Source organism: Tenacibaculum sp. E3R01, assembly GCF_003318185.1.
Taxonomy (GTDB): Bacteria; Bacteroidota; Bacteroidia; order Flavobacteriales; family Flavobacteriaceae; genus Polaribacter; species Polaribacter halocynthiae.
Genome location: NZ_QOCC01000017.1, coordinates 1 through 26,821, shown reverse-complemented (window position 1 = coordinate 26,821; position 26,821 = coordinate 1). Strand labels below are relative to the sequence as shown.

Annotated in this window: 13 protein-coding genes; 12 read left to right on the top strand and 1 reads right to left on the bottom strand. The window is 29.1% G+C overall.

Annotation, left to right across the window (positions count from 1 at the left end; all coding sequences use genetic code 11):
* Window positions 1-2: 2 nt before the first annotated feature.
* Together DS884_RS04110 and DS884_RS04105 are read left to right on the top strand one after the other, a co-directional pair.
* Window positions 3-1,121, top strand: coding sequence for a DEAD/DEAH box helicase (locus tag DS884_RS04110; protein ID WP_093871410.1), 1,119 nt, complete (start codon window positions 3-5; stop codon window positions 1,119-1,121).
* 1 nt (window position 1,122) lies between these two features.
* Entirely contained in the window at window positions 1,123-1,743 is a 621-nt protein-coding gene (locus tag DS884_RS04105) for a trimeric intracellular cation channel family protein (RefSeq protein WP_093871409.1), read from the top strand.
* Between the two features lie 89 nt (window positions 1,744-1,832).
* On the opposite strand, the gene DS884_RS04100 is transcribed toward DS884_RS04105, so the two are convergent.
* Complete coding sequence (locus DS884_RS04100; RefSeq protein ID WP_113785940.1) at window positions 1,833-2,264, bottom strand: hypothetical protein; 432 nt, start codon at window positions 2,262-2,264, stop codon at window positions 1,833-1,835.
* A 266-nt stretch (window positions 2,265-2,530) separates the two neighbouring features.
* On the opposite strand from DS884_RS04100, the gene DS884_RS04095 reads away from it, so the two are divergent.
* From DS884_RS04095 to DS884_RS04050, 10 genes are all read left to right on the top strand, one after another.
* Window positions 2,531-6,601 (top strand): glycosyl hydrolase family 18 protein, encoded by a 4,071-nt coding sequence (locus DS884_RS04095; RefSeq protein ID WP_113785889.1) that lies wholly within the window; start codon window positions 2,531-2,533, stop codon window positions 6,599-6,601.
* A gap of 119 nt (window positions 6,602-6,720) precedes the next feature.
* Window positions 6,721-7,281 (top strand): LysM peptidoglycan-binding domain-containing protein, encoded by a 561-nt coding sequence (locus tag DS884_RS04090; protein ID WP_113785888.1) that lies wholly within the window; start codon window positions 6,721-6,723, stop codon window positions 7,279-7,281.
* Between the two features lie 275 nt (window positions 7,282-7,556).
* Complete coding sequence (locus tag DS884_RS04085; RefSeq protein ID WP_147239372.1) at window positions 7,557-10,004, top strand: hypothetical protein; 2,448 nt, start codon at window positions 7,557-7,559, stop codon at window positions 10,002-10,004.
* Window positions 10,005-10,024: 20 nt separating this feature from the next.
* Window positions 10,025-13,117, top strand: coding sequence for a fibronectin type III domain-containing protein (locus DS884_RS04080; RefSeq protein WP_113785886.1), 3,093 nt, complete (start codon window positions 10,025-10,027; stop codon window positions 13,115-13,117).
* Window positions 13,118-13,188: 71 nt separating this feature from the next.
* Complete coding sequence (locus tag DS884_RS04075; protein ID WP_147239371.1) at window positions 13,189-13,533, top strand: hypothetical protein; 345 nt, start codon at window positions 13,189-13,191, stop codon at window positions 13,531-13,533.
* Window positions 13,534-13,564: 31 nt separating this feature from the next.
* On the top strand, window positions 13,565-14,230 hold the full coding sequence (locus DS884_RS04070) for a hypothetical protein (RefSeq protein ID WP_113785884.1): 666 nt from the start codon (window positions 13,565-13,567) through the stop codon (window positions 14,228-14,230).
* 1 nt (window position 14,231) lies between these two features.
* Entirely contained in the window at window positions 14,232-14,810 is a 579-nt protein-coding gene (locus DS884_RS04065; RefSeq protein WP_113785883.1) for a hypothetical protein, read from the top strand.
* A gap of 58 nt (window positions 14,811-14,868) precedes the next feature.
* Window positions 14,869-19,506 carry a hypothetical protein gene (locus DS884_RS04060; protein WP_113785882.1) on the top strand — a complete coding sequence of 1,546 codons (4,638 nt, stop codon included), beginning with the start codon at window positions 14,869-14,871 and terminating at the stop codon, window positions 19,504-19,506.
* 6 nt (window positions 19,507-19,512) lie between these two features.
* Window positions 19,513-21,597: a hypothetical protein gene (locus DS884_RS04055; protein WP_113785881.1), complete on the top strand. Its 2,085-nt coding sequence runs from the start codon at window positions 19,513-19,515 to the stop codon at window positions 21,595-21,597.
* Between the two features lie 3 nt (window positions 21,598-21,600).
* A partial coding sequence (locus DS884_RS04050; RefSeq protein ID WP_147239370.1) for a SprB repeat-containing protein occupies window positions 21,601-26,821 on the top strand: 5,221 nt, incomplete at its 3' end.

Sequence of the window (26,821 nt, the reverse complement as noted above, 5' to 3'; positions counted from 1 at the left end):
GGATGACAACATTTAGAGAGTTAGGGATAAGAAAAGAGTATGTAAAGGGGTTAAAAGAGTTAGGAATAACTATTCCAACAAAAGTACAAGAAGAAGCGATACCTTATTTATTAGAAAATAATTCAGATTTTATAGGATTGGCTCAAACTGGTACTGGTAAAACAGCTGCTTATGGCTTACCTATTTTACATAAAATTGATGCATCAAAAAATACTATTCAGGCTTTGATTTTATCACCAACTAGAGAGTTGGTTCAGCAAATAAAAAAACAATTATTTAAGTTTACGAAATATGTTGATGATAAAATTTTTTTAGAAGCTGTTTATGGAGGTGAAAAAATTGATCGCCAAATAAAAAATTTACAAAGAACAACTCATATTGTTATTGCTACTCCTGGACGTTTAATTGATTTGATAGAAAGAGGAGAGGTAGATTTAAACGATATAAAAACACTTGTACTTGATGAAGCTGATGAAATGCTAAGTATGGGGTTTAAAGAAGAGTTGAATCGTATTTTAAAATATACTTCTGGAACAAGAAAAACATGGTTGTTTTCAGCAACTATGCCAGATGAAATAAGAAGTATTATAAAAAAATATATGAATGCCTCAGCAAAACAAGTAGAGGTGAATAAAAACTCATTAGTAAATGCTAATATCACTCATCAGTTTGTTGAAACCACAATTCCTGAAAAAGTAAATTTAATTGTTAAGTTCATAGAAAGAAGAAACTCAGAAAGAGGAATCATTTTTTCAAGAACAAAAGCAGGTGCTCAAAAACTAACAAAAGAATTGAAAGAAGAAGGTTTTTCTGTAGAAGCTTTAGAAGGAGATATGCAACAAAAGGAGCGTGATAAAGTTATGCGTGCATTTAAAAAAGAAAATTTACAAATATTAGTTTCAACTGATGTAGCAGCTAGAGGTATAGATGTACAAAATTTAGGGTTTGTTATTCATCATCAATTACCAGAAAAACTAGAGTATTATACGCATAGAAGTGGAAGAACAGCAAGAGCTGGTAAGAAAGGAGTTTCTTTAACTTTGATTCTTAAAAATGAAAGAAGTCGTATTAAAGAGGTTGAAAGATTGTTACAGATAAGAATTTCTGAAATTACAATTTAAAATGAATATAATTTATGCAATAGATATCATTGGTACGTTTGCTTTTGCTATAAGTGGAGCTCTGGTTGCATTAAAGAAAGATTTTGATGTTTTTGGAGTTATTATTATTGCTTTTGTAACTGCAGTTGGAGGAGGTATGGTACGTGATGTACTAATAAATGCGCACCCTATAAACTGGATTGGAGATATAAATTATATATGGACAATTTTAACAGCTGTTGCTATAACTTTTTTATTTAGAAGTAGAATAGCACCCTTGCGAAAAACTATGTTTTTGTTTGATACAATTGGTATAAGCGTTTTTACTTTATTGGGCTTACAAAAAGGATTATCATATAATTTACACCCATTTATAGCTTTAGTAATGGGAATGGTTTCAGCAGTTTTTGGAGGTGTAATTAGAGATGTTTTAACAAGAAAGGTACCTTTAATTTTTAAAAAGGAAATATATGCATCTGCTTGCTTAGCTGGTGGTGTAGTGTATTTAATACTTGGTTACTTTAATATAAATGAAGATATTCACTTTATTATATCAGCAACAGTGATTATTATAATTAGAACAGTTGTGGTTAAATATGAGTTGGAGCTTCCAAAAATAAAAAATGATTTATTTGGTAAATAGTTGTTTAGTATTTAATCTATAATGGCATCTTTTATCAATAAAAAAACAGTAATTTAATTACTGTTTTTTTATTATAAGTTATTTTTTATTTAAGATATCCAGCCTCGATCAATACTTTTTTTAGTATAAAAATATAAGAATACTGCAACTACGATTACCATAATGGGCATTATTACTACACCAGGTCCGTAAACTTCAAGAGCTTTACTTAAAAATACATTATAAGTCATTTGAATAATTATAGCTATTAATGAAATTAAAAATACAATTAAGGCTAGTTTTTTTCTTAATAAGAGTAAAATACAACCTAATAAACCTCCAAAAACAGCTAATGCAAAAGCTGCCATTACCCATGAAGGAGTGTTTAGTATCATTTCTAAATGTTCCTCTTCATACATGGCTTTAAAAGCATCTGTTTTATAGGCTTGTTGAATATACGCATTAACACCCATAGCGTTCCATAAGAGAGCTATAATACCAATAATCCAAAAAAGAATATTAGGTTTGTTTGAATTTGTCATTTTTTTAAATTTAGTTAGTTTTTCTAAAACTACATATAAAGAATTGATAATCAAAATTTAATGATAATTTTACTTAGTTTATTGTTAATAAATTAAAGAGGTGAATATTAGAAAAAAACTACAATAAAAATTAGAATATATAAAAGTATTCGTGAATAAAAAAGTGTAATAGAGTGTTGTTTTCGAGTTGTTTGTCGATTTTTTTTTTTGATGCTATCAATAAGCTATAGCTTAAAAAAGAAATTAATTTAAAAACTAAAAACTTTATGAAACCCTTCTCATTCGTTCGAGAAAAACTATCAATAGTTTTTCTTCTAATGACTACATTCTTGTTTTCACAAGTAAACACAGGTGGAACAGCAACAACGTCAAATCATCAAAAACAAGTTATAGGTTATATAACAAATTGGGATGCATGGAAAACAACAACAGCCGGAATTCCTGGACAAGGTGCTTTAACGCATCTAAATATTGATTACTCTAAATATACGATCTTAAATTATTCATTTTTTGGAGTTGCAAATGATGGTTCATTACATAGTGGTGATCATAGAAATAAGCAGATATATCAAAGTGGAGCTACACAAGCACCTAATGATATTTTTATGAAAGATATTTATAGTAGTTGGGATATGCATATATTATTTGGAGAAATAGATCCTTTACAGCATATAAACGCAGATGCAAAAAGAAGAGCAGAAGCTCAAGGGTTCCAAGTTGAATTGGAAGGAACTACTTGGACGCATCCTACTTGGGGATTAAGTGGGCCATTACCTTTACCGTTACACAAGGAAAGTGGTGCTCCTGGTTTACTTGAACTAGCTCACCAAAAAGGAGTAAAAGTTATGGCTTCTATTGGAGGATGGAGTATGTGTAAGCATTTTCCAGAAATGGCTGCTGATCCAGTAAAGAGAGCAAGATTTATTGAAGATTGTAAAAAACTTATTGCTACTGGTTTTGATGGTATTGATTTAGATTGGGAATATCCTGGGCCATACTCAGGTATGAACTTTACAGGTACACAAGCAGATTTTGCTAATTTTGAGAACTTAGTAGAAGAAATTAGAGTAGCTATAGGCCCTGATAAATTAATTACATCTGCCATGTCAGCTGACCCAAGGAAGTTAGATGGTTTTAATTGGAATAAATTATCTAATTCAATGGATTACTTTAATATGATGACCTATGATATGAATGGTGGTTGGTCAAACAAAGCTGGGCATAATGCACCAGTATATCCATATGCAAATGCAGAAGTTTCTTTTTTTAATTGGCAAGCAACTCTACAAAAATTAGTAGATAATGGTGTCCCAAAAAATAAAATTTGTTTTGGTGCTCCATTTTATGGTAGAGGAGTAGTAACTGAAGGAGTTGCTGATTTAAATGCTAAAACAGTAAAAAAGGCAGTAACGATTCAACCTGATGGACCTATACAAACAGCTTCTGATTATACTAATTGGAAGTTAGAGGTATATGATGGTACTCCTAATTATTTTTTTATAAAGCAAAAAGCTTTGTCTCCTAATAGTGGATGGACAAGAAAGTGGGATGATGAAGCTAAAGTACCTTATTTGGTTAAAGGAAATTTCTTTTTAAGTTATGATGATGAAGAATCTATAGGCATAAAGGCTCAATTTATAAACGATAATGAACTTGCAGGTACTATTGTTTGGACAGTTTATGGTGATCTTGAAATAAGTGGTTCAGCGACATCTTTTGGAACCAAATTGAAACGCTGGTCAAATGTAAAGTCGCCTCTTGTTAATAAAATGAATGAAGTTTTTGCTAATGGTGGAACAGGAGGAAATACTTCACCCTCAGTAAGTATAACTTCACCAAGTAATAATGCAGCTTATGCAGAAGGAGATACTGTTACAATAAAAGCAAATGCCACTGATAGTGACGGAACAATTAGTAAAGTCGAATTTTTTAATGGATCAACAAAATTAGGAGAGGATGTAACAAGTCCTTATAGCTATAATATAACAAATGCCTTAGTAGGAACATATACACTAACTGCAAAAGCAACTGATGATAAAAATTTAAGTGCTACTTCATCTGTAATAACAGTAAAAGTAAATGGAGGTACAGTAGATAATTGTAGTGGAATAGCTGATTGGTCAGCTACAATTACATATAATGGAGGAGAAAATGTTAAATATAAGAATGTTAACTATCAAGCGAAATGGTGGACAAAAAATCAAACTCCAGATACACATACAGGTGATGGTCAACCATGGAAGAAGATAAAGGATTGTACTGGAACTGGTGGAGGTGATAATGTATCTCCAACTGTAAATATAACTTCACCATCAACTAATGCAACTTTTAAAGAAGGGGCGACTGTTGAAATTACTGCAAGTGCTTCTGATAGTGACGGAACGGTTAATAAAGTCGTGTTTTTTAATGGAACTACAAAATTAGGAGAGGATACAACAAGTCCTTACAGTTATACCATAACTAACGCCTTAGAAGGAACGTATACATTAACAGCTAAAGCAACTGATGATAAAAATGCTTCAACTACATCTACAGTAGTACAGGTTAAGATTGAAAAAGATAATACTGGAGGAACTGGTTGTGATGGAGTAACACAATATGTAGCTGGAACTTCATATAATCAAAATCAAGAGGTGCAAAATGGAGGAGATAAATTTAAGTGTAATGTAGCAGGATGGTGTTCATCATCAGCAGCTTGGGCTTATGCGCCAGGAACAGGAGCTCATTGGCAAGATGCATGGGCTAAAGTAGGAAGTTGTAGTTCAGGAAGTAGCCCAGAGGTAAGTATTACATCTCCTGTAAGTGGAGCTGTATATACGGTAGGTGGTTCAATTACAATTAATGCTTCTGCAACTGATGATGGAAGTATTTCAAAAGTTGAATTTTTTAATGGAACAACAAAATTAGGGGAAGATACTAGTAGCCCATATTCATATACGTTAGTAAATGCACAGGCAGGTAAATATATATTAACAGCAAAAGCTACTGATAATGAGAGTAATTCTACAACATCTTCTTCTGTTGTAATATCAGATGGAACACAAACTCCAATATCAGGAAAAATATTAGTTGGTTATTGGCATAACTTTGATAATGGCTCAACAATTCCAAAATTAAGAGATGTGTCATCTAATTGGGATGTTGTTTGTGTAGCGTTTGCAGAGCCAAAAACAGGTAGTAAATCTGATATGAAATTTTCCCCATTTAGTATTTATGGAGGAAACATAAATGAATTTAAAAATGACGTGGCTATTTTACAAGGTAGAGGTCAAAAAGTATTAATTTCTATAGGAGGAGCTAATGCTCATGTAGAGCTAAATAATGAAACAGATAAAAATGAATTTGTTACATCAATGACAAGTATTATTAATACATATGGCTTTGATGGTTTAGATATTGATCTAGAAGGAAATTCTCTGTCTTTAAATTCAGGTGATACGGATTTTAGAAACCCTACAACACCAAAAATAGTAAACCTTATTCAAGGTACTAAAGAGGTAATAAATAATGTAGGAGCAAGTAAATTTACATTAAGTATGGCTCCAGAAACGGCATATGTACAAGGTGCATATGGTAATTATTCAGGAATCTTTGGAGCATACTTGCCTGTAATACACGCTTTACGTGATCAAATGGATTATATCCATGTACAACATTATAATACAGGTTCAATGTTTGGTAGAGATGGTAAAATATATCAACCAGCTACAGCAGATTTTCATGTAGCAATGGCAGAAATGTTAATTACTGGGTTTAAGGTAGCACAAACAGGGTTAAATTTTCCAGGTTTAAGATCAAATCAAGTAGCAATAGGTTTACCAGCTGAACCAAGAGCAGCAGGAAGTGGATATACATCAGAAGCTATAGTTCAACAAGCATTAGATTATTTAATTAAAGGTACATCGTATCCAAATAGAACTTATACTACTAGTACTACTTATCCTGAATTTAGAGGGTTAATGACTTGGTCTATAAATTGGGATTTAGCTAATAATTCTACTTTTTCTACAAGCCATAAGGCATATTTTGATTCTTTAGGTCAACAACTTAGAAAATCACTAACAACTAAGCAAGTTTTAAGTGAAGAAGAAGTAAAAGTATTCTCTAACCCAGTAATTAATAATTTAATAATTGTTGATTTAAATATGAGAGAGGCTAATATAAATTCTGAAATTGAGGTGTTTGATATTAATGGTGCTGTAGTTTTTAGAGAGAAAACAAATTTAAATACAAGTAAAAAAGTATTTAATGTTAGCTCTTTAAAAAGTGGTTTATATTTTTATTCTTATAAGAGAAATAATAAAAAACATATTGGTAAATTTATTAAAACAAATTAAAGGCAAAGCGTAATTTTGTTATTAACCCCATATAGGTATATATACTTTGTGGGGTTTTTATTGTTATAATGTAATAGCTTAAAGATTAGTATATTTGATGAGAGTTAAAGAGAAGAATAATGAGGAAAACTTTTTTAATATTTTATTTACTACTATTTATTAGTAATTATACGTACGCTCAAGAAAGTAAATTGCCAAAAGGGTGGGATAAAATTTCATTGAATGGTAAAATAGCTTATATGAATTTAATAACTGGCGATGTATCAAAAGTTTTACCAATTAACCCAGCTACAAAACCTCAAAAAAAGATAAAGGTTGAATATGACCCAACAATAACTCATATAGTTCAAAAAGGAGAAACATTAAGTACAATTGCAAGAAAGTATAACCTAAATTTAGGGAAGTTATATCAATTAAATAGTTTGGAAAACTTTGATAAGATTGAAATAGGTGATGAGATAGTGGTGGGCTATGAAGATTTAAAACAAAAAAAAGAAGTTTCATCTATTGATGAAAAATCAACGGTAGTTAATGTTGAGAAAATGAATCATATTGTTGGTTCTGGCGATACATTATATAGTATAGCAAAACAATACGGAAAGTCTGTAACTGAAATTAAAAGTATGAATAATTTAAAAAGTAATACTATTTTTATTGGGCAACGTTTGTTTATTGAGTAAGTTGATATCATAAAATACTGTTAAAGGTAAAATTAAAGTGTAACTATTGAAAGAGCAGGTCGTCTTATAATTGATTACTTAACATAACAGTTAGTGATTAGTTAGTTTTTAATAGTTGATTTAAAAAGGCTCAAGTGTAAAACTTGGGCCTTTTTTTATGAAAAATTTATTGTTAAAGAAATGTGAATTTTTTTTAACTAACTAGTTTATTTTTAGAATAAAAATTGTTTTCTTTGCGTATCAATTAATTGCTGAAATTGGAACTAAAAAAAACGTTGTACATTTTTGTACTATTTCCCTTTATCGTTTTTAGTCAAAACTTAGAGAAAATAGGTAAATCATCAATCTTTAAATTAACAGGTGGTGTTGGAGTTAACTCAGTTTTTTATAGCGGAGACTCTAATAGAGAACCTTTTACTTATTTTTTATCAGGAAATATTAATTTGAATATAAGTGATGTTTATAATATCCCTTTATCATTTTCTTATTCTAACAGTAAATTTCAAACTAATAATCCTTTTTCTTTTAATAGGCTTAGTTTACATCCAAGTTATAAATGGGTCACTGCTCATATTGGAGATGTAAATATGTCTTTTTCTCCTTATACATTAAGTGGGCATCAATTTACTGGATTAGGACTTGATTTGTCACCTAAAGGAAATTTTAAAGTAAGTTTAATGTATGGAAGACTTTTAAAAGAGAGAGAGTATAGTAGAGAAAATTTAAATGGAGAAGCTAACTATAAAAGAATGGGATATGGATTTAAAGCTTCTTATAAATTTGATAAATTCTCTATTGGAGGAATATTTTTTAAAGCAAGTGATGATTTAAGTTCGTTAAAAGAAAGAATACCTGTAGAGAAAAATATTCAACCAAAGGACAATACTGTAATTAGTGTTGATGGAGAAGTAAACGTTATTAAAGGGTTAAAAGTAAAAGGAGAAATAGCTTTTTCTGCTTTAACAGAAGATATAAGAGCAGGAGGAAAGAGCGATGGGTTCATGTCCTTTTTATTAAATTCTAATGTAACAACCCGTTATTATAAAGCATTTAATTTTAATTTTGTTTATCAAATAGGAAAAGGAAGTATAGGAGTAGGTTATGAATATATAGATCCAAACTATCAAACACTAGGAGGTTATTTTTTTAATAATGATTTAGAAAACATAACAGTAAATGCATCCCAACGTATATTTAAAGATAAATTAGCTATTACTGTAAATGCAGGTTTACAAAAAGATGATTTAGATGGAAGTAAAGCAACTCAATTAAAAAGATTAGTTAGTTCTATTAACTTAGCTTTTGATGCAAGTAAAAAAATGAATATGACATTAGCATATTCTAATTTTCAATCTTATACTAATATAAAAAATCAATTCGATTTTATTAACGGAGTATCTCAAATTGAACAAGAGTTAGATAAAGCTAATGTGTCTCAAATATCACAAAATGCAAATCTTAATGTAAACTATATCCTTAAAGATACAGAAAGTTCTAGACAAAATATTAATGTAGGATTAACATTTCAAGATGCAGTAAATGAGATTGATGGTAAAGCTAGCAATCTGGATAAGTCAACACTCTATAATGGTAATGTAGTATATACAATAGGGTACCCAGAGTCTAATTTAAATATATCTGGAGCTTTAAATGGAAGTTATAATAAGGTAGCTGATAATAATAGTGTCATAATAGGGCCAACAGTATCGGCTAATAAAAGTTTTTTAGAAAAAAAACTGAAAGTAAATAGTTCATTAGGATATAATCAAAGTATAAATAATGGAGAAAAACAAGGCGACATTACTAACTTCAGGATTAGTGGACGCTATATTTATAAAAAACGACATAATTTTAACTTAAATACGCTAGCTCAATTAAGAAGCTCTTTAAATAATTCAAAAAAAGATTTTACAGTAACTTTTGGTTACACTTATAATTTCGGTGTTTTTGATTCGAAGAATATAAAATTCAGAAAAAGGAAAAGGAGAGTACGTGTTAAAAAGAAAAAGCGAAAAAGAGTTAAAAATGATGCTATTAATTTTAAATACAGAGATTCAATCTATAAAGGATCAATAGAAGATGTAGATCAAAAAATTGCACTATTATTAAACTCTTCAATTTTTAAAGATTTGCCTTTAAAGAGAAAGAGAAAATTTAATGATAATAGAATTGAAATTGCTAAAGAAGATCATAAAAAAGTGTATAAAATTAAAGCAATTCAATTTTTAAAAGAACTATATGACTCTGAAAAAAGCTTGAGTATCTATTATTCTACTTTGCATGGTGTTTTAAATGATTTATTAAAAGATGCTAATAGATTAGATTATAGAATGGAGTTAGAATATTTAAAAGATAAAAAAGAAGCTATAAAACATTCATTATATAATAAGAGTAAAGAGGATAGAAAAGAATATTCTAAGTTATTACAAAAAGAATATAGTGAGATTGATAAGAAATTAAAAAAATCATTAAAAAAATTAGTAACTCATAGATGGATTGTTTCAAAGCTGAAGAACTATAAAACACTAGAAAGTGTTAAAAAAGACAAAAACTATCTTAATCAATTTTATAAAAAATTTGGAAATAGAGTTTTTGAAATGATTGAAAATGATGATGATAAATCAAAAATAAAATTATATTTGTTAAAAAATAGTATTGAGTTTTTAGCAAATGAATCAGAAAAAAATATAGATAAAAATAAACTTCAACTAAAGTATCTATAAAAACTAACTAACCCTATTGTATGAAAAGAATATTACCCCTAATCTTTGCATTATTTTCACTTGTAGCTAATTTATATTCACAACAGTATCCAGTAACTATAGTACCAAGAGTTAGTGCGCCTGCTCCAGTGAATTTTTATAATTATGCAGATGAAACAAGTTTAAATAGTCCTATAACTGTTCAAATATTTTTAAATGATATAACTGTTAGTAATAGGCAAATTCGTTTACGAACCTATTTTGAAGGAGGAAATATACAATTTAGAAGTAAAGATTTTGTATTAGGTGCTGAGAACTTGTATTTAGAAGGTGGAGTTCCTTTAACTTTAAGAAATCAAGAGTTAGCTCCTTACTATAAATATGAGAATATAGAAGGTATAAATACAGCAACTTATGCTCAAACAATACCAGAGGGAAGTTATAATTTTTGTTTTGAAGTATATGATTATTTATCAGGAGCAAAATTGTCAAGTAAAAAATGCGCTACTGTTTTTATCTTTAAAAACGAACCTCCAATATTAAATCTGCCTTTCAATAAGGCAAATATTGAACCTCAAGATTTTGAAAATATTGTTTTTCAATGGACGCCAAGACATATAAATGTTAGTAATGTTGAATATGAGTTTGCATTAGTTGAGGTATGGGATAATCATATTGATCCTAGAACAGCATTTTTATCACAGGCTCCAATCTATGAAACAACTACCAGAACAACTACTTTAGTATACGGACCAGATAAACCGTTATTATTACCAGGAAAGAGGTATGCATGGAGAGTAAGAGCGAAAGCATTACAAGGATTAGAAGAAATAGGGCTTTTTAAAAATCAAGGATATAGTGAAGTTTTTTGGTTTTCAAGAACAGCTCCCTGTCAAATTCCTGAAGATGTAAATGCAGAGGCTAAAGGAACATCTAAAATAAATGTATTTTGGAATCAAGATCCAACAATACATTCTGAGTTTATTATAGCATATAGAGAAGCTGATAAGCAAGATGCTCATTGGTTTACTAAAAGAACCAATAGTGGTTGGGCCACAATTTGGGATTTAAAGCCAGGTACTACTTATGAATATAAGGTAAAAGGAAAATGTAGATTTCAGTACAGTGGCTATTCTAAAATTCAAAAAGTAAGAACAGATTTTACGCAAAATGATAATGCAAACTATAATTGTGGTATAGTACCAGATGCTATCGCTATTAGTAATAGAGAACCTCACCCTGGATTAAATGTAGGGAATGAAATTACTGCAGGTGATTTTAGAGTGGTACTAACTGAAATAGACAGCCAAATGGAGGGAGTTATATCTGGTAAAGGATATGTTGTTGTACCTTATTTAAATTTTGCAAAATTTGGTGTTACATACAATGGTATCCTAGTAAATTCATCAAATCAGTTAGCGGAAGGAGAAATAGTAACTTTTTATGATCCAAATTTCGGAGAAGGAGCTTCTATGACTGTGGATATAAATATTGGATCTGATGGGATTGTTAATGATGTTTCAGAGACTGATAATAGTACTGATTTACCTGATGATTCTAGTTCAGAAAATGAAACAAACGATCAAGATAGTTCAGGAACTGATGATACAAATTCAGATGAAGATACTGAAGATGAAGATACTCCTCCAGATACTCCTGGAGATGGAGAAGAAACACCAGATGAAACACCTGATAGTAATGAAGATCCTGGAATAGATGAAAATACTCCTGAAGGTGATACAGATGTTGAAACAAGTGAAAATGAAGAAGTATTTTTAAGATATAAGGAAAAGAATTACAAGCATAAAGATGAAATAACAATACCATTTAAAAATGATTTACCTAATCAATATTTTGAACTAGTTAATACGAAAGAAGGTTCAAGGGTTGAATGGAGCTTTCATAAAGATTTTGAGGCAATATCAGCTACAAAAGCACTAGGTAAGGGAAATAGTAAAAATATAAATGTTAAAAAGGATATTAACGTAAGTATTGTTTTACAAGTTGAATATTGGAAAAAAGCATCAGATTTCCCTAAAGAAAATTCAAAAAAAATAAGAGTTATGTTAAAAGTACCTCGCAAAAAATTTGAATTATTAGAATTATATGCCAGTGATGCTAATAATAAGAAAAGGGTTGCTAAGAGTGGTGAGGTTTTGTATTTAGTTAAGGCAACAGGAATAACTAATCCCAATGATAGAACAAGAATCGTTGATTATTCTATTACGACGTTTCCTAAATTAAAGATTCAAGAAATTAAATCTAATGATATAGTTTGGAATTATAGAAAGAATGGAGTCAAACAGCATGAATTTGGTAAGGTTAATTTAAGAATCCCAGTTAGAGAAAGTAAAGTTGATTTTGAAACCGAAGTTGAAGGAGGTTATTTAAATAAAAATAAAAAGAAAAACAATATTAAATGGATTGAGGAAGGTAGAGAAAGAATAGATGTAGCAAATAAATTAGGTCCTTTGTTAAAAGCTTTTGATAAGATTAATTATGTTACTAAACCATTAAAAAAATATGGGTTTCCTTGTGAATTAACAATATTAGAAAATATAGATAGACTTATTGGTAGAAATGAATTTAAGGTGTCATTTGAAAAGTATAATACAGAGGATGAGGTGTCTAGGTATTATAATGAAATTAAAAAATTTAAATTTGAAGCTAAAGGAGCTGAATTATTTAAATTAAAATGTGGAAAAGATGTTACGGTTCCTATACCTTTTACATCCAAAAAAGTAACAATTGTAGGAGCCAATTTTGAGATTGGTGTAGGTTTAAAAGGAAAAATAGAAATAAAGAGGAGTAAACAAATTGAAACAGATAACGTAAATTACAAAGGAAGTAAAGTAAGTGGTGGAGGTTATGTTAAGCCAAAATTTGTATTAACAGTTGCTGGTGTTAATGGAAAAATAGATGTTGAAACCGGTATTTCATTTGAGTATCCATATAAAAACAGTAAAAGTACGGTAGGAGTAATTTTTTACACATCTGATATGTATGGGTATGTTGATATTTCAAAAGATGCAAGTGTTTTTGTGACTAATGATTTTAGATATGATCTTTTTAAGGTTAATACTAAATCTTCTATTGAAATTTATGAATTTAATTTAGCAGATTTGATAAAATGATAAGTTTTAAAAAAATATTTATTTATTCTTTACTTTTTATTCTTTACTTTTTTTCACTTCAAAGATTGGTTATGAATGTTTTACATTTTAATAATAAAACACTTAACAAGGCGATAGTTAAAAACACAAAAGTTTATTCTGATTATGAAGGTTATGATTCTATGGTTGATGTTAAATTAATAGATTTTGATGGAGTAAATCACTCTAGTGAGTATCATAAAAAAGATGGTTTTTATTTAGAAAAGAATGATACAGTCAGTTATAGAAATTTACATAATAATAGTGTAAGAATTATAAAGAAAAATGGAAAAAAAGTTCAGGACTACTATTATAAATGGGATTATTTAAGTTTAATAATAGTAATAATAATACCTATAATATATTTTAATAAGTTTAGATTCATAAAAAAGCATTAGAATGTTAAAAAAAATACTCACACTTTGTTTTATGTTAACTATAACCTTGCTTCTTTCACAAGAAAGGTATTTAAAAAGTTATCCAAATTTTGCTATAAACCTCAAAGGAGGTGTTTTTTACTATAAAAAATATTCTAACAGTTATAGATTATATGGAGATTGTCAATCGTATGAAGTATGTAAAAATCAATATCCTGAACAGACTTTAAAATCTATATTATCTGCAAGAAATTATGAATGGGATAAAAAAAACTATAATTATTTGATTAAAGAGAATCCTAAGAAGTATGCTATATTAAACAATGCTAATAATAAAAATGATAACTATTTTTTATTACTTATGAAAGTTTCTTTTACTATCAATGGTAATGAATATTCAATAATAAAATATCATGTAAATGAAAATAATAATAAAAAACCTGGTTGTAGTATTTTAAAAAAAGAGAATGAAAAATGGTTTATAATTAAACCTAGTAAAAGTTTATCAAAAGCTTATTTAATGTTTTATTATTTATCTGTAAACGCATTGGATGCAATTTTTAGAAATAAAAAAATAGGAATTGAAGCCTTTGATGAGCAAGTAAAAGATATTTACTCAACAGGAGTTTTAGACTTTTCAAAAGCTATAAACTCAACAAGTAGTCTACAAATGTCAGATAAAGAATTAAAATTAATTTTAGATCCATTAATTAAATAAAATGAAGATATTTAGTATAATCGTTTTTTTTGTATGTGTTAAAACCTATTCACAAGAGGCAAAATATTCTAAGCTAAAAGGAGATCCCATAAAAGCTAGTTTTTTAAAAGAAATTTCCAATCAATTAATGTTCAATTATGTTAAGAATACTTATACAGATGCAAAATTAGATAATAATTTATTAGATATTAATAAATTGATAACAGTTAATAACGAAATTGAAATTATACCCATATTTAGATACGTTTTTTTTACTGATAATATAAAGTATTCTATTTATAAATATTCATTAAAATCTCGTGATAATGTTTTAAGTATTAAAACTTCTTTGCTTTATTTTAAAAATGAAGAGTGGTTAATTAAAAAAGAACCAAAAGAAGTATCTAAAGTCGTATTTGAACTTTTTAGTTTAATGAAATCTTCTTTTTATGAATTATTAAATAAAGATAAATCAAAAATTCCTGACAAAATATTATTTGTTATAAATAAGGCTTATAATCCTGAAGGGTTAATTGATATTTTCAAATTATTAAAAATAATAAAGAATAATAAAGAAAAGTTAAAAGAATATATAGAATAAAGTAAATGAAAAAACATTAATTTAAAGTTATAAAAAGAAAAAATAAGATTAAATAAATATGAATAAAAAACTACCCTTAAGTTTTTTTATAATTGTATTGCTAAGTATTAATCTTTTTTCAAATACTTCATTTAGTATAGAAAAAGATAAAAATGAAAGAGATAGCATAAAAACTAAAAAAACACATGAAAAGGTTTCAACCTTTTCAGCTAAAAAAATGCTTCGCAATTTTTCATCATTAGAAAAATTTGATAAACCTGAAACCTTTGTTAAGAATGATCGTTTTACTAAAAGTGGATACAATTTTATTACACAAGATTCCGCTAAAAACAAAGAATGGTTAGATAAAGCAACAAATACGTTTGAAAAAATTGAAGAACTTGGTAATTATATTGAGTTTTTAACTAAAGATGGTTTAGGGCAATTACCAGTAGCAATAAAACCTGTTAGTATTAGTAATGTTAAATATACTATGGGAATAGCAAAAGCTGTTTTTAAACCAGCCTATGCAGAGTTAACAGTCTTTTTAAAAGTTGAGTTACCTACCAGTCCAACCAAAGGAGATCAAATGTTAATATTAGGAGCCTCTAATGTTAAATTATCGTATGAAGGAGGAATAATTGGTGATGCTAAGCTTCATTTAATATCTCAATTTACAACTAATTTTAACAATGGAGCAGTTTTATTAACATTGAGAGGTAGTTTTGAAGAGCCTGGAACTTATGCAATTGTTGATTGTTCTGGATTTAAAGAAATGGGAATAGATGCGAACATAAAGTTTGCCAATGGACTATTACATCCGGTTGATAAAAACGGGAAAAAGAAAATAGGATATGTTGAAGCAGATTTTAAAACTACAATCTCTGACTGGAACGATATGGTGGTAAACATATCATTACCTGAATTTGGTGTAAAAGGACTAGAAGGGACTACATTTCAGTTAAATACTGCTGTTTTTGATTTTAGTGATTTGAGAAATGATGAAGCTACGCCTTCATATTATCTAAATAAATATTATAATGATGCACCAACACTATGGCGAGGTGTTTATGTAAAATCATTAAAAGTAATACTTCCACCAGAATTTAAAATTAAAGGAAAAAGCGATAAAAGGGTAGCTTTTGGTGCAACAGATTTAATTATTGATGGACAGGGAGTTACTGGTAAGTTTATAGGAGAAAATATAATTGGTTTAAAAGAGGGAGATGCATCTGGTTGGGATTTTTCTCTTGATTATTTTTTATTAGATATTGAAACAAATAGTTTAAAAGCAGGAGAGTTTAGAGGTAAATTAGTACTTCCTGTATCTCAATTAGATAGTTTAAAGTATCATGCAGTTTTTCAACCAGACGAATATAAATTAGTTGTTGGAACAGAGAAAGATATAGATTTTGATGTGTTTAATGCTGCTGATGTTCATTTAACTAAAGATTCATATATAGAAATGAAGGTGAAAAATGGTAAGTTTAAACCTAAAGCTTGCCTTCATGGTGATATTACTATTAAAACTGGCACAAATAAAAATGATAAACCTTCAAAAAAGAATACTTCTAATGAAAAAAGTACAGTAAACTTTGAAGGAATAGAGTTTGAAAATATGGTTTTACAATCAGAATCCCCCATGTTTTCTGTTTCTTATTTTGGAACTAAAGGAAAGTTAGGACTGGCAGGGTTTCCAGTGTCAATTAATAAAATAGGGTTAAGAACCCCTACTGATAATCGCGTTGAATTATTTTTTGATTTAGAAGTAAACTTAACCTCTACTAATGATGGTGGAAACGGTGGGTCAACACAGTTAGCTATAAAAGGAAAGTTAGATGAAACTGGTAATAAGTGGAAGTTTGATGGAGTAACTTTAGAAAAGCTTTTTATAAAAATGGATGTGGCTGGGACACAATTAAAAGGAGCCATTTTTATTTTCGATGGAGATCCTACTTATGGAACAGGGTTTGCCGGTGCTGTAGGAGCTAAATTTAAGAAAGGTTTGGGTGGTTTTGAAGTAAGTGTAAAAGCATTATTTGGAAGAACTAAGAAATTTAGATATTGGTTTGCTGACGGACAGGTAACAATACCTTCAGGAGTACCAATATTTACAGGGTTCGCTATTAATACGTTTGGAGGTGGTTTTTATAATAAAATGCGAATGGCTGGTGTAAGTAAAAGACAAGATGCAGCTTTTAATGAAATAGGAGCGTCAACTTCAGGAATCATTTATGAGCCTTATGAAGAAAATGCTTTTGGAATGAAAGCTTCTATTGGTATTATTACTCAAAACTCGGAAGATTTATTCCATGCTTCAGTTGAGTTTGGCATGGCATTTAGAAAATCAGGTGGTTTACAAGAAATATATTTTAAAGGAATGGGAGAGTTAGTTGCTCCAATGCCTAATGATTTTTATGATAAAGTAGCCGAAAATTTAAAAGAGGTTGCTAAAGATATTGAAAATCCATACTTGCCTGCAACACCAACATCAGCGGCTATAGCTGCAAATTTATATATAGGGTTTGATTTTGTAAATGATACTTTTCAAACTACAGCTGAAGTATATATTAATTTAGGATTAATTAAAGGTGTAGGTGATTATGGTAGAGCTGGTTGGTTAGATTTTTACGCGTCACCTGATGAATGGCATTTGTTAATAGGTACACCTAAAGATAGAATTGGTATTAAGTTAGATTTAGGAATTCTAAATGTGAGTATGGATGCCTATTTTATGACTGGGGATAATTTACCTGGAAGCCCACCACCTCCATTAATAGTAGCTGATATTTTAGGATTAGACATAGCAGATTTAGATTACATGCGTGATTTAAATATGTTAGAATCTGGAAAAGGATTGGCTTTTGGTGCTAGTGTAAGTGTAACAACTGGAGATTTAACATTCTTAATATTCTATGCTCGTTTTGATGCAGGTGTAGGTTTTGATATAATGATAAAAGATTATGGGGAAGCTCATTGTAAGGGATCTTCAGAACCTATTGGAATGAATGGATGGTATGCAAACGGACAAGCATATGCATATTTACAAGGAGAGTTAGGATTAACTTTTAGATTGTTTGGTTCAAAAACAAAAATACCTATAATAAGTGGTGGTGGAGCAGTTTTACTACAAGCAAAACTGCCTAATCCTGCTTGGTTTAGAGGGTATTTAGGAGGAAGGTTCAATCTGTTAGGAGGATTAATTAAAGGTAGTTTTAGGTTTAAAATAGAATTAGGTGAACAATGTGAAATTGTTGGAGGAAGCCCACTAGATGGAATTGTAGTAATAAGTGATTTAAAGCCTAAAAAAGGAAGTGTAGATGTGGATGTTTTTGCTGCACCACAAGCAATTTTTAATTTACAAATTAATAAAATATTTGAGTTACCTGATGAAACAGGTGATAGAAAATATAAAATATTATTAGATGAATTTTCTGTAACAAAAGACGGGGAAAAATTAGAGGGAGAAGTTAAATGGAGCAACAATAATGATGCAGCTGCTTTTTATTCACATGAAATTTTACCACCTCATTCAAAGTTAAAAGCATATGTTCAATTGCACTTTGAAGAATTTAAAAATGGAAGTTGGCAAGTAATTAAATCTGACGGGAAGCCTTCACTTGAAACAAAAGAAACAACATTTACTACTGGAGATGCTCCAAAAACAATTCCATTAAATAATATTGAGTATATGTATCCTGTTTTAGGACAAAACAACTTTTTTATTGATGAATATAAAACAGCGTATGTTAATCTTAAAAGAGGGCAAACTTATTTATTTGATGCAGTACCAGATTGGGATAAAAAAATGATAATGACCTCAGATACTGGTATTACATTAAATGAAAACTATACATATAATTCAGGAAAGAAACAATTAATATACAAGTTGCCGGAAGAAATTATTACTCAAACTAAATATAAAACTAGTATTAAGTTAGTTTCTAAAGCTGGTTCAGTAGATAGTAATGTTAAAGAGTCATATAATCAGAAAAATATTGGCGGTAATTCTGATAACACAGCTGAAGTTAAATCTAGAAAAGCTAATGGAGATATAACTAAAGATGGAGAAAGAGAATTATTAACATATGATTTTAAAACAAGTGCTTATAAAACGTTCAATAAAAAAATGAGCGCAATTAATAAAAATAAAGACTTATATGAACATGTGGTTTATCCTTATGGAATCAGCTTACTATCTTCTATAGATACGAATGAACCTTTTGATTTATCAGAATTAGTTGGAAATCAATATACAGCCAATTCTCCATTAATAGTTGCTAGAGCATCGATGGATAACTCTTATTATAAAAAACAGATTTACCCTTTAATATACCAAAACTATCCTTTAGAAGGTGTTATTTCTGTAACAAGAGAAACTGATAAAGTAGGAATACCTCCAGTAGAAGGAGTTGAACCTCTATCATGGTATTTAACATATTTAGAAAATGAATATACCGGAGAAACAAGTTTATATTTCCCTTATAGATATAACTTAACAAATTATTACTTAGATGATTTTGAAGATTTAAGATTTCAACTTCTTAATTCAAATATTTCATGGGAAACAAATCCTCGTTATAATAAACTTATTCTAGAAGCTTTTCCGTATATGAGAAAAGGTAAGTATAAAACTTCATTACAATACATTTTACCAGGACAAGTGCAAAAAGGAAAGAATAGAGTGGTTAAATATATTAACCCTATTAATAAGTAAAAGAAGATGAAGAGATTGATAATATTAATAGCAGTTATAAGTAATTTATCTGCTTTTGCTCAAAAGGAAATCGGTAACAGCAAACCGGCAGTAAAAGTAATGGCTACTGCTACAAAAAAAGCAATAATGTTACGTTGGGGAGTTACTACTCCTACAGCATGGAAATATGCAAATAAATATGGTTTTATAATAGAAAGAAAAACTATTGTTAGAGATAAGAAAGTAGTAAATCAACCAGAAACAATTACAATAACTACTGTTCCATTAAAGCCTAAACCAATGATGCAGTGGAAAGAATTTACTAAAAAAAATACTAATGCTGCTATTGCAGCTCAAGCTTTATATGGTGATCAGTTTGAAGTAAACATGAATGAAGGAGGAAATGGAGTGTTAAGTATCTTGAATCAAGCACAAGCATTTGAACAACGATTTGTTTTTGCTTTATATGCAGCTGATCAAGATTTTGAAGTTGCAAAATTTTCAGGATTAGGATTTGTAGATATTACTGTGAAAGAAAATGAGCGTTACCTATATACAGTAAAAGTAGCGCTGCCTAAAGAGAAAAAATACCAAATTAAATCTGGAGGAGCTTATATTGGGTTAATTGATTATAAGCCTTTACCAAAACCATTAGAGTTTGTTGGGGTTTTTAAAGATAAAACAGCAATGTTAAGCTGGAACTATTCTATTTTAAAAAAGTACTACACGAATTACATAATTGAGAAGTCAGATAATAACGGATTAACTTTTAAGCCTATAACAAATACCCCAGTAGCAAATTTTGGAGAAAGAGAAATAAAGCCTTCTAATAGAATGATGTATGTAGATAGCCTCTTCCAAAATAATAAAGGTTATAAATATCGAATAAAAGGAATTTCTCCTTTTGGTATTCAAGGGCCATATTCAAATGTTGTTCAAGGTAAAGGAGTTTCACCATTATTACATAATCCTTTTATAACTAAATCTAAACTTTTAGCAAATGGAAGTGCTTTATTAGAATGGGAGTTTCCTTTTGAAGGCTTAAGTACATTAAAATCTTTTCAAATAAAAAGAGCGAATAAAGCCAAAGGTAATTACGTATTAATAAATGAATCTATATCAAAGAATAATAGAAGTATTATAATAGACAATTTACAAGCTGTAAATTATTATAAAATTATAGCCGTCGGTACTGATGGCTCTAAAAGAGAATCTTTTCCAAAAATGATTCAAACTGATGATAGTATACCACCTGCTGTTCCAGGTTTTATACAAGGAACTATAGATTCTTTAGGAGTGGTAAGGCTAAATTGGAAGCAAAATGCTGAAATAGATTTTTTAGGGTACAGAGTATTTAGAGCGAATTTAAAAAATGATGAATTCATTCAACGTACGTTTGAGCCAATATATAAAAGTAATTTTATAGATAGCATTAATATAAAAACGTTAAACAAATATGTTTACTATAAAATTCAAGCTTTTGATAAAAGGTACAATCCATCACAATATTCAGAAGTTTTAAAATTAAAAAGGCCAGATATAATTCCCCCAACACAACCAGTGTTTTCTTCGTTTAAAGTAATTAAAGGAAATGTTGAACTAACTTGGATAACAAGTTCAAGTAAAGATGCAATATCAACAATGTTATACAGAAAAGAAAAGGGAGTAAATGAATCTTGGCAATTACTAGATGAATTTCCAATACCAGTTAATAAATATGTTGATAAAACAGGGAAAGAAGGTAAAATATATTTATACACATTATTAACTCTTGATGATTCAGGCTTAGAATCAAAACCGATAACACCTCTTAAAGTAAAGGTAACAAATAACGCTTCAAAGCCATTAATACAAAAATTTGTTGGTAATGTAAATCGAGAGGAAAAGTTTATAGAATTAAGTTGGAACTATAAAGAAAAAAAATTAAATGAATTTATTTTATATAAAGCTGAAAAAGGGAAACAACCAACAATGTATAGAGTTTTTAATGCTAGTAAAAACACTTTTAAGGATACTAACTTAATAATTAATACGAAATATACTTATTTATTACAAGCCGTTTTTATGTCTGGTGCCAAATCTCCCTTAAAAAAAATTGAATTAAACTATTAAGCTATGAAAAGAATTTTACTATTAATAATTTTTATTTTTTGGAGTAATATAATTCTCTCTCAAGATGACCCAATGTATAGGTTGGATTATCGATTTAGAATAGAACATACTAAGGCTCATAGAACTTGTGGAAGTAGTAATAGGTTTATTTTGAGAGCGGTATCTGACAAAGGAACAAAAGATTTACATAAATTTGGACCATCATCTACATTTGTTAATTATACTAATTTAGATAAAAAGAATCCTGATTACATAACTTTTAAAGCTTCTGAGAAAGTTAATTATCTAGAGTTTAGTTCATATGTAAATGATAGAAATAGTTGGGATGGATGTAATTTAGGTGAGCGTACAAACCCAATTAAGTTTAATGTAGATTATCCATGTACAGATGGTAAATCTAATCATAGTTTTATGAGGAAAGACTTAAGAACTATATATAGTTGGTTACAGTATTTTGTGTATCCTATAGTTAATTTAAAATATGAAGATGGATCATCAATAAAAAAAACAAAAATCGTTTGTGAAACAGGAGGGGTTAAAATTGCTGCAACCAAAGGATTTAAAGATAAATTAAAGGTATACAAATGGGAGTTTAAAGATACTGTAAATCCGATAACAAGACCAACTCTAGGGTATCAATTATTGTTAGATGAAATTGAAAACTTACATAAACGATTTGAAGAATGTTTATCAGGTGGATCTGGACCAGGTGAATTGCGAACTGTTACTAAGAGTAAAAAAGAAAAGAAAGAAACAGTAGGTAATAGACCATCAGCACCTATTGACGGAAATTGTAATTATTGGTTTGAAAGAATTAGAATAGTAAGAGAAAAAGCTAATAATTACCCCAATAAATATGAACAAGTAGCAGAGTGGAAACCAATACCATCAATGAATGGTAAAGAAGTTATTAATTTACAATTATCTGACTTATATACAAATGAAGCAGATAAAAAAAAAGCGATAAATAATATTGTAATTCCTATACGGGTTAATCCTGAATGTAATGGAGAAAAAGATATATCTGATATAATAAGTGTACAATTTTTACCTGAATTACCTGAAGTAGCTAAAGAACCTACTTTTAATTCTCCAAATTGTAGTTATGACGAAATTAATGGTTTTACATTATACTTTAAACGACAAATCGTAACAGGTGAAACAATAGACATCGCTTTATTAAGAAAATTAGATGCTGGAACTACCTTTAATACTTGGAATGTTAATACAGGTATAACTAGTTTTACGAAAGTAAATGATAATTTATATAAATATACTTGGGTTTATAATGGAGGGAATAAGCTTAAAGAAGGTAAATATAGGATTAAAGTTTCAGGAAATAGAACAGGTATTGATCCAGCTGATTTATTAGGTACTTGTAAGGAATTAGAGTTCCCGAAAGAAAATAATAAGTTTTTTGAAATATTAACTCCAGCACCAATTGTTTTTAGTAAAGCTTTATTAGAGAAACATGAAACATGTTATAATACTAAAAACGGTGAAATAAAAATTATAGCCTCTGGAGGTTCAGGGACTTTAAAATATGTTATTAATGGAGTTGAAAGCTCTAGCACTTTTTCTGGACAAACTTTAATTAAAAATTTAGCACCAGGTGATTATAAATTAAAAGTTAAAGACACTAAAGGTTGTTTTGCTAAAGATAATCGAGGTATTGATTTAGTAAAAAATATAAGAATTAATGCAATATCAAAAATAAATCATACTATTGGAGAGGTAACTAATACTGGAGCACCGAATGTAAGTAATGGATCAATTAGAATAAATAAGGTATTTGGTGGGAGTTCAATAAACGGTACTAGTTATAGTTATAAAATTTATAATTCATCTGGAGGAGAAATTAAATCAGGAATAATTTTAGCATCAGGAGGAATGCTATTAGGTTTACCAGCAGGAATACATAAAATAATTTATAAGGATAAAAATAACTGTACTCAACAATATACATTACCAGAAATAAAAGATCCTAAACCAATTGTATTTTCTGTATCTGCTGTAACTCCTGATTGTTATCAAGGACAAGGGAGAATTAATATAGCTAGTATTTCAGGAGGATATCCGAAATATACAGTTATTATAAAGAAAAATGGAAGTACAATAAAAACATTATCAAACATTACTAGCAGTACTTTCGTTAATGTTACTTCTGGAAATTATGTAGTATTAATAAAAGATACAAGACAAGGAAAACTTGAAAAAGGAATAACAGTAGACGCACAATCTCAAGTTAAAATTTCTAATATAAATATTAGCCCTATTAAATGTTTTAATGGTAAATCAACAGTAAGGATTTCAGCTACAGGAGGAAAATCTAGAAGTTATCAATATGCTATTTGGAAAGGATCAAGCACTGTATGGCAAAATAGTAATACCTTTAGTTTAGGTGCTAATACCAGTTCTGGGTATAGATTTAGAATAAGAGATAGAAATATTACATCATGTACCTCAGTAATTTCTAGCGTTAGAAAAATTTCGCAACCAGCTCTTTTAGCGGTTACAAATATTTCTGTAGTTGATAATAAAATTTTTAATGGTAGTGTTGGTAAAATTACATTAACATTAGGTGGTGGTACTAGTCCTTATTTGGTTACTTGGAAAAAGAAAAATTCATCGTTTACAAAAGCAGGTCAAACTATAACAGGTTTAAAAGCTGGTTTTTATACAGCAACAATTAAAGACGCTAATGGTTGTACTATTAATTCAAGACAAATAGAAGTAAAAGAATTACCAGAATTAAAATTACAATTAAAAGTTACTAAAGCAATTACCTGTAATGGAGGTAAAGGTAATTTACAAGCTACCGTAACAGGAGGTTCTGGTTCTTATACTTATAAGTGGAAAAGAAATGGTGTATTACTGTCAAATTCAAGAAATGTTTTAACGAATACAATTCAAGGAAATTATTCTGTAACTGTAAATGATAGTCATACTAACAAAACAGCTACAACTAAATTAACAGAACCGACAAAAGTTACTTTAAGTATAATAAAAACAGATATAACATGTTTTAATGCCAATAATGGTAAAATTAAGTTAGTTACTGATGGAGGATCAGGGAATTACTTATATTCAATAGATAATAAAGCAAGTTATAAGAGTACAAGTACTTTATCAAACAATACTATAGTAGGGTTAACGAAAGGAAACTATACTGTTTGGTTAAAAGACTCAAAAGGGTGTGTAATTGTTGGAGCTAAAACAGTAACTATAAATGAACCATCAGATATAAATATAGCATCTACATCAGTAGTAAATTGTTCTGTGCCGGGGGGTAAAACCGGTAGTATCGCTATTAATGTTACTGGAGGAAATGGAGGCTATACTTATAAATGGATTAAAAATGGAACTCCAGCGTTTATAAAAACAGCTAAAAACATTAACAGTCTATATGCAGGTGTATATAAAATAGAGGTTACTGATAGCAAGGGATGTAAAAAAAATAAAGATTTTGAAGTTAAAGAACCTAAGCCTATAAGTGTAACGATAAAACAAACAAAAAATATTTTATGTTTTGGTGAAAGTTCAGCTTCTTTACTAGCTGAAGTAAAAGGAGGATATCCTTTAAATTCTGTTCCTTCAGATTTTACTTATAAATGGTATTTGGTAAATGGAGGATCTAAAACTTTATTAAATTCTGATTTTAAATTAACAGAATTAAAAAATAAACTAAGAGGTAGTTATAGAGTTGAAGTAAATGATAGTAAAGGACAAAGAGCATTTGCTACATTGGATATAACTGAGCCAACAAAGTTAAAAATTAATTTATCTTCTTCTAAAGATGTTAGTTGTTTTGGAGGAACTGATGGTGAAATTACTATAAATGTAACAGGTGGAGTTTCATCTTACACATATAAATGGTCTAAACAAGGGGATGTTGGTTTTTCTTCAACTTCTAAAAGCCTATCAAATTTATCTAAAGGAGTATATTCTGTTGAAGTAACTGATGCAAATAGTTGTAAAATAACTTTAACAAACATAGAAGTAAAACAACCAGTTAAAAAACTTACAATTGATAGTTTTACTTCAGAAAATTTAAAAGGTTTTGAAACTAATGATGGAAAAGCTTCAGTTGAAGTATCTGGAGGAACACCTAATTATAGTTATGAATGGAGAGAAAAAGGGAAAACACCTAAAATTGGTAGTAATAAATCAATTAATAGTTTAAAAGCTGGAGAGTATGAATTAACAATTAAAGATATTAATAATTGTTCTCTGATTAAAACTTTTAAGATAACACAGCCTAATAAATTAGAAGTATCAAAAATAACCCAGGTAAATGATATTTTATGTTTTGGAGACTCTAATGTAAACTTAACAGCTTCTATACAGGGAGGTACAATTCCTTATACCTATAAATGGTATAAAAAAGGAAGTGCTACAGTTTTATCAACTAAGAATGCTTTAAATGCTATTACTGGCGGAACATATGTAATAAAAGTTACTGATAAAAATTTAATAAAAACTGAAAAGGAATACGTGGTTAATCAACCTTTGAAGCTTGAGTTTTCTAAAGTAGATGTACAAAATGTTTTATGTTACAAAGGAGCAACAGGAAGTATTTCAGTTGAAGCTAAAGGCGGAACAGCACCTTATACATATAGTTGGAAACATGGAGCAACAGGTTCAAGTATAAGTTCATTAACAGGAGGAGATTACACAGTAACGATTCGCGATAAGAATTTATGTGAGATAAGTAAATTAATAAAAGTAACAACTCCAGCTACCGGATTATCGATAAGAACTGAAGAGGAGAAAGATGTAACTGGATTTGGATTATCAAATGGATCAATAAAGGTAACAGTGAATGGAGGAACACCAGGTTATAGTTACCAATGGAAAGATTCAACAGGAAAAGTATTAGGAAGCACTACAAATGAGTTGTTAAATATAAGTGGCGAAACATATACGTTGGTTGTATCAGACAAAGGAAATTGTACATCAACCAGCACTCATACAATCAAGGAACCACTATTATTAGAAGCAAAAGTAGATGAAGTATCTATTTTATGTAATGGAGGAACAGGCCAGTTACGCTCAAAAGTAACTGGAGGAGTTTTACCATATAGTTATAAATGGACAGATTCAACAGGAAAGGTAATTTCAACTTCAACGTTTATAGAAGAGGTATCTGGAGTTTATAATTTAGAAGTTACGGATAAGAATAATAACAAATCCAAAGTATCTTCTATTAATTTAGTAGAACCAG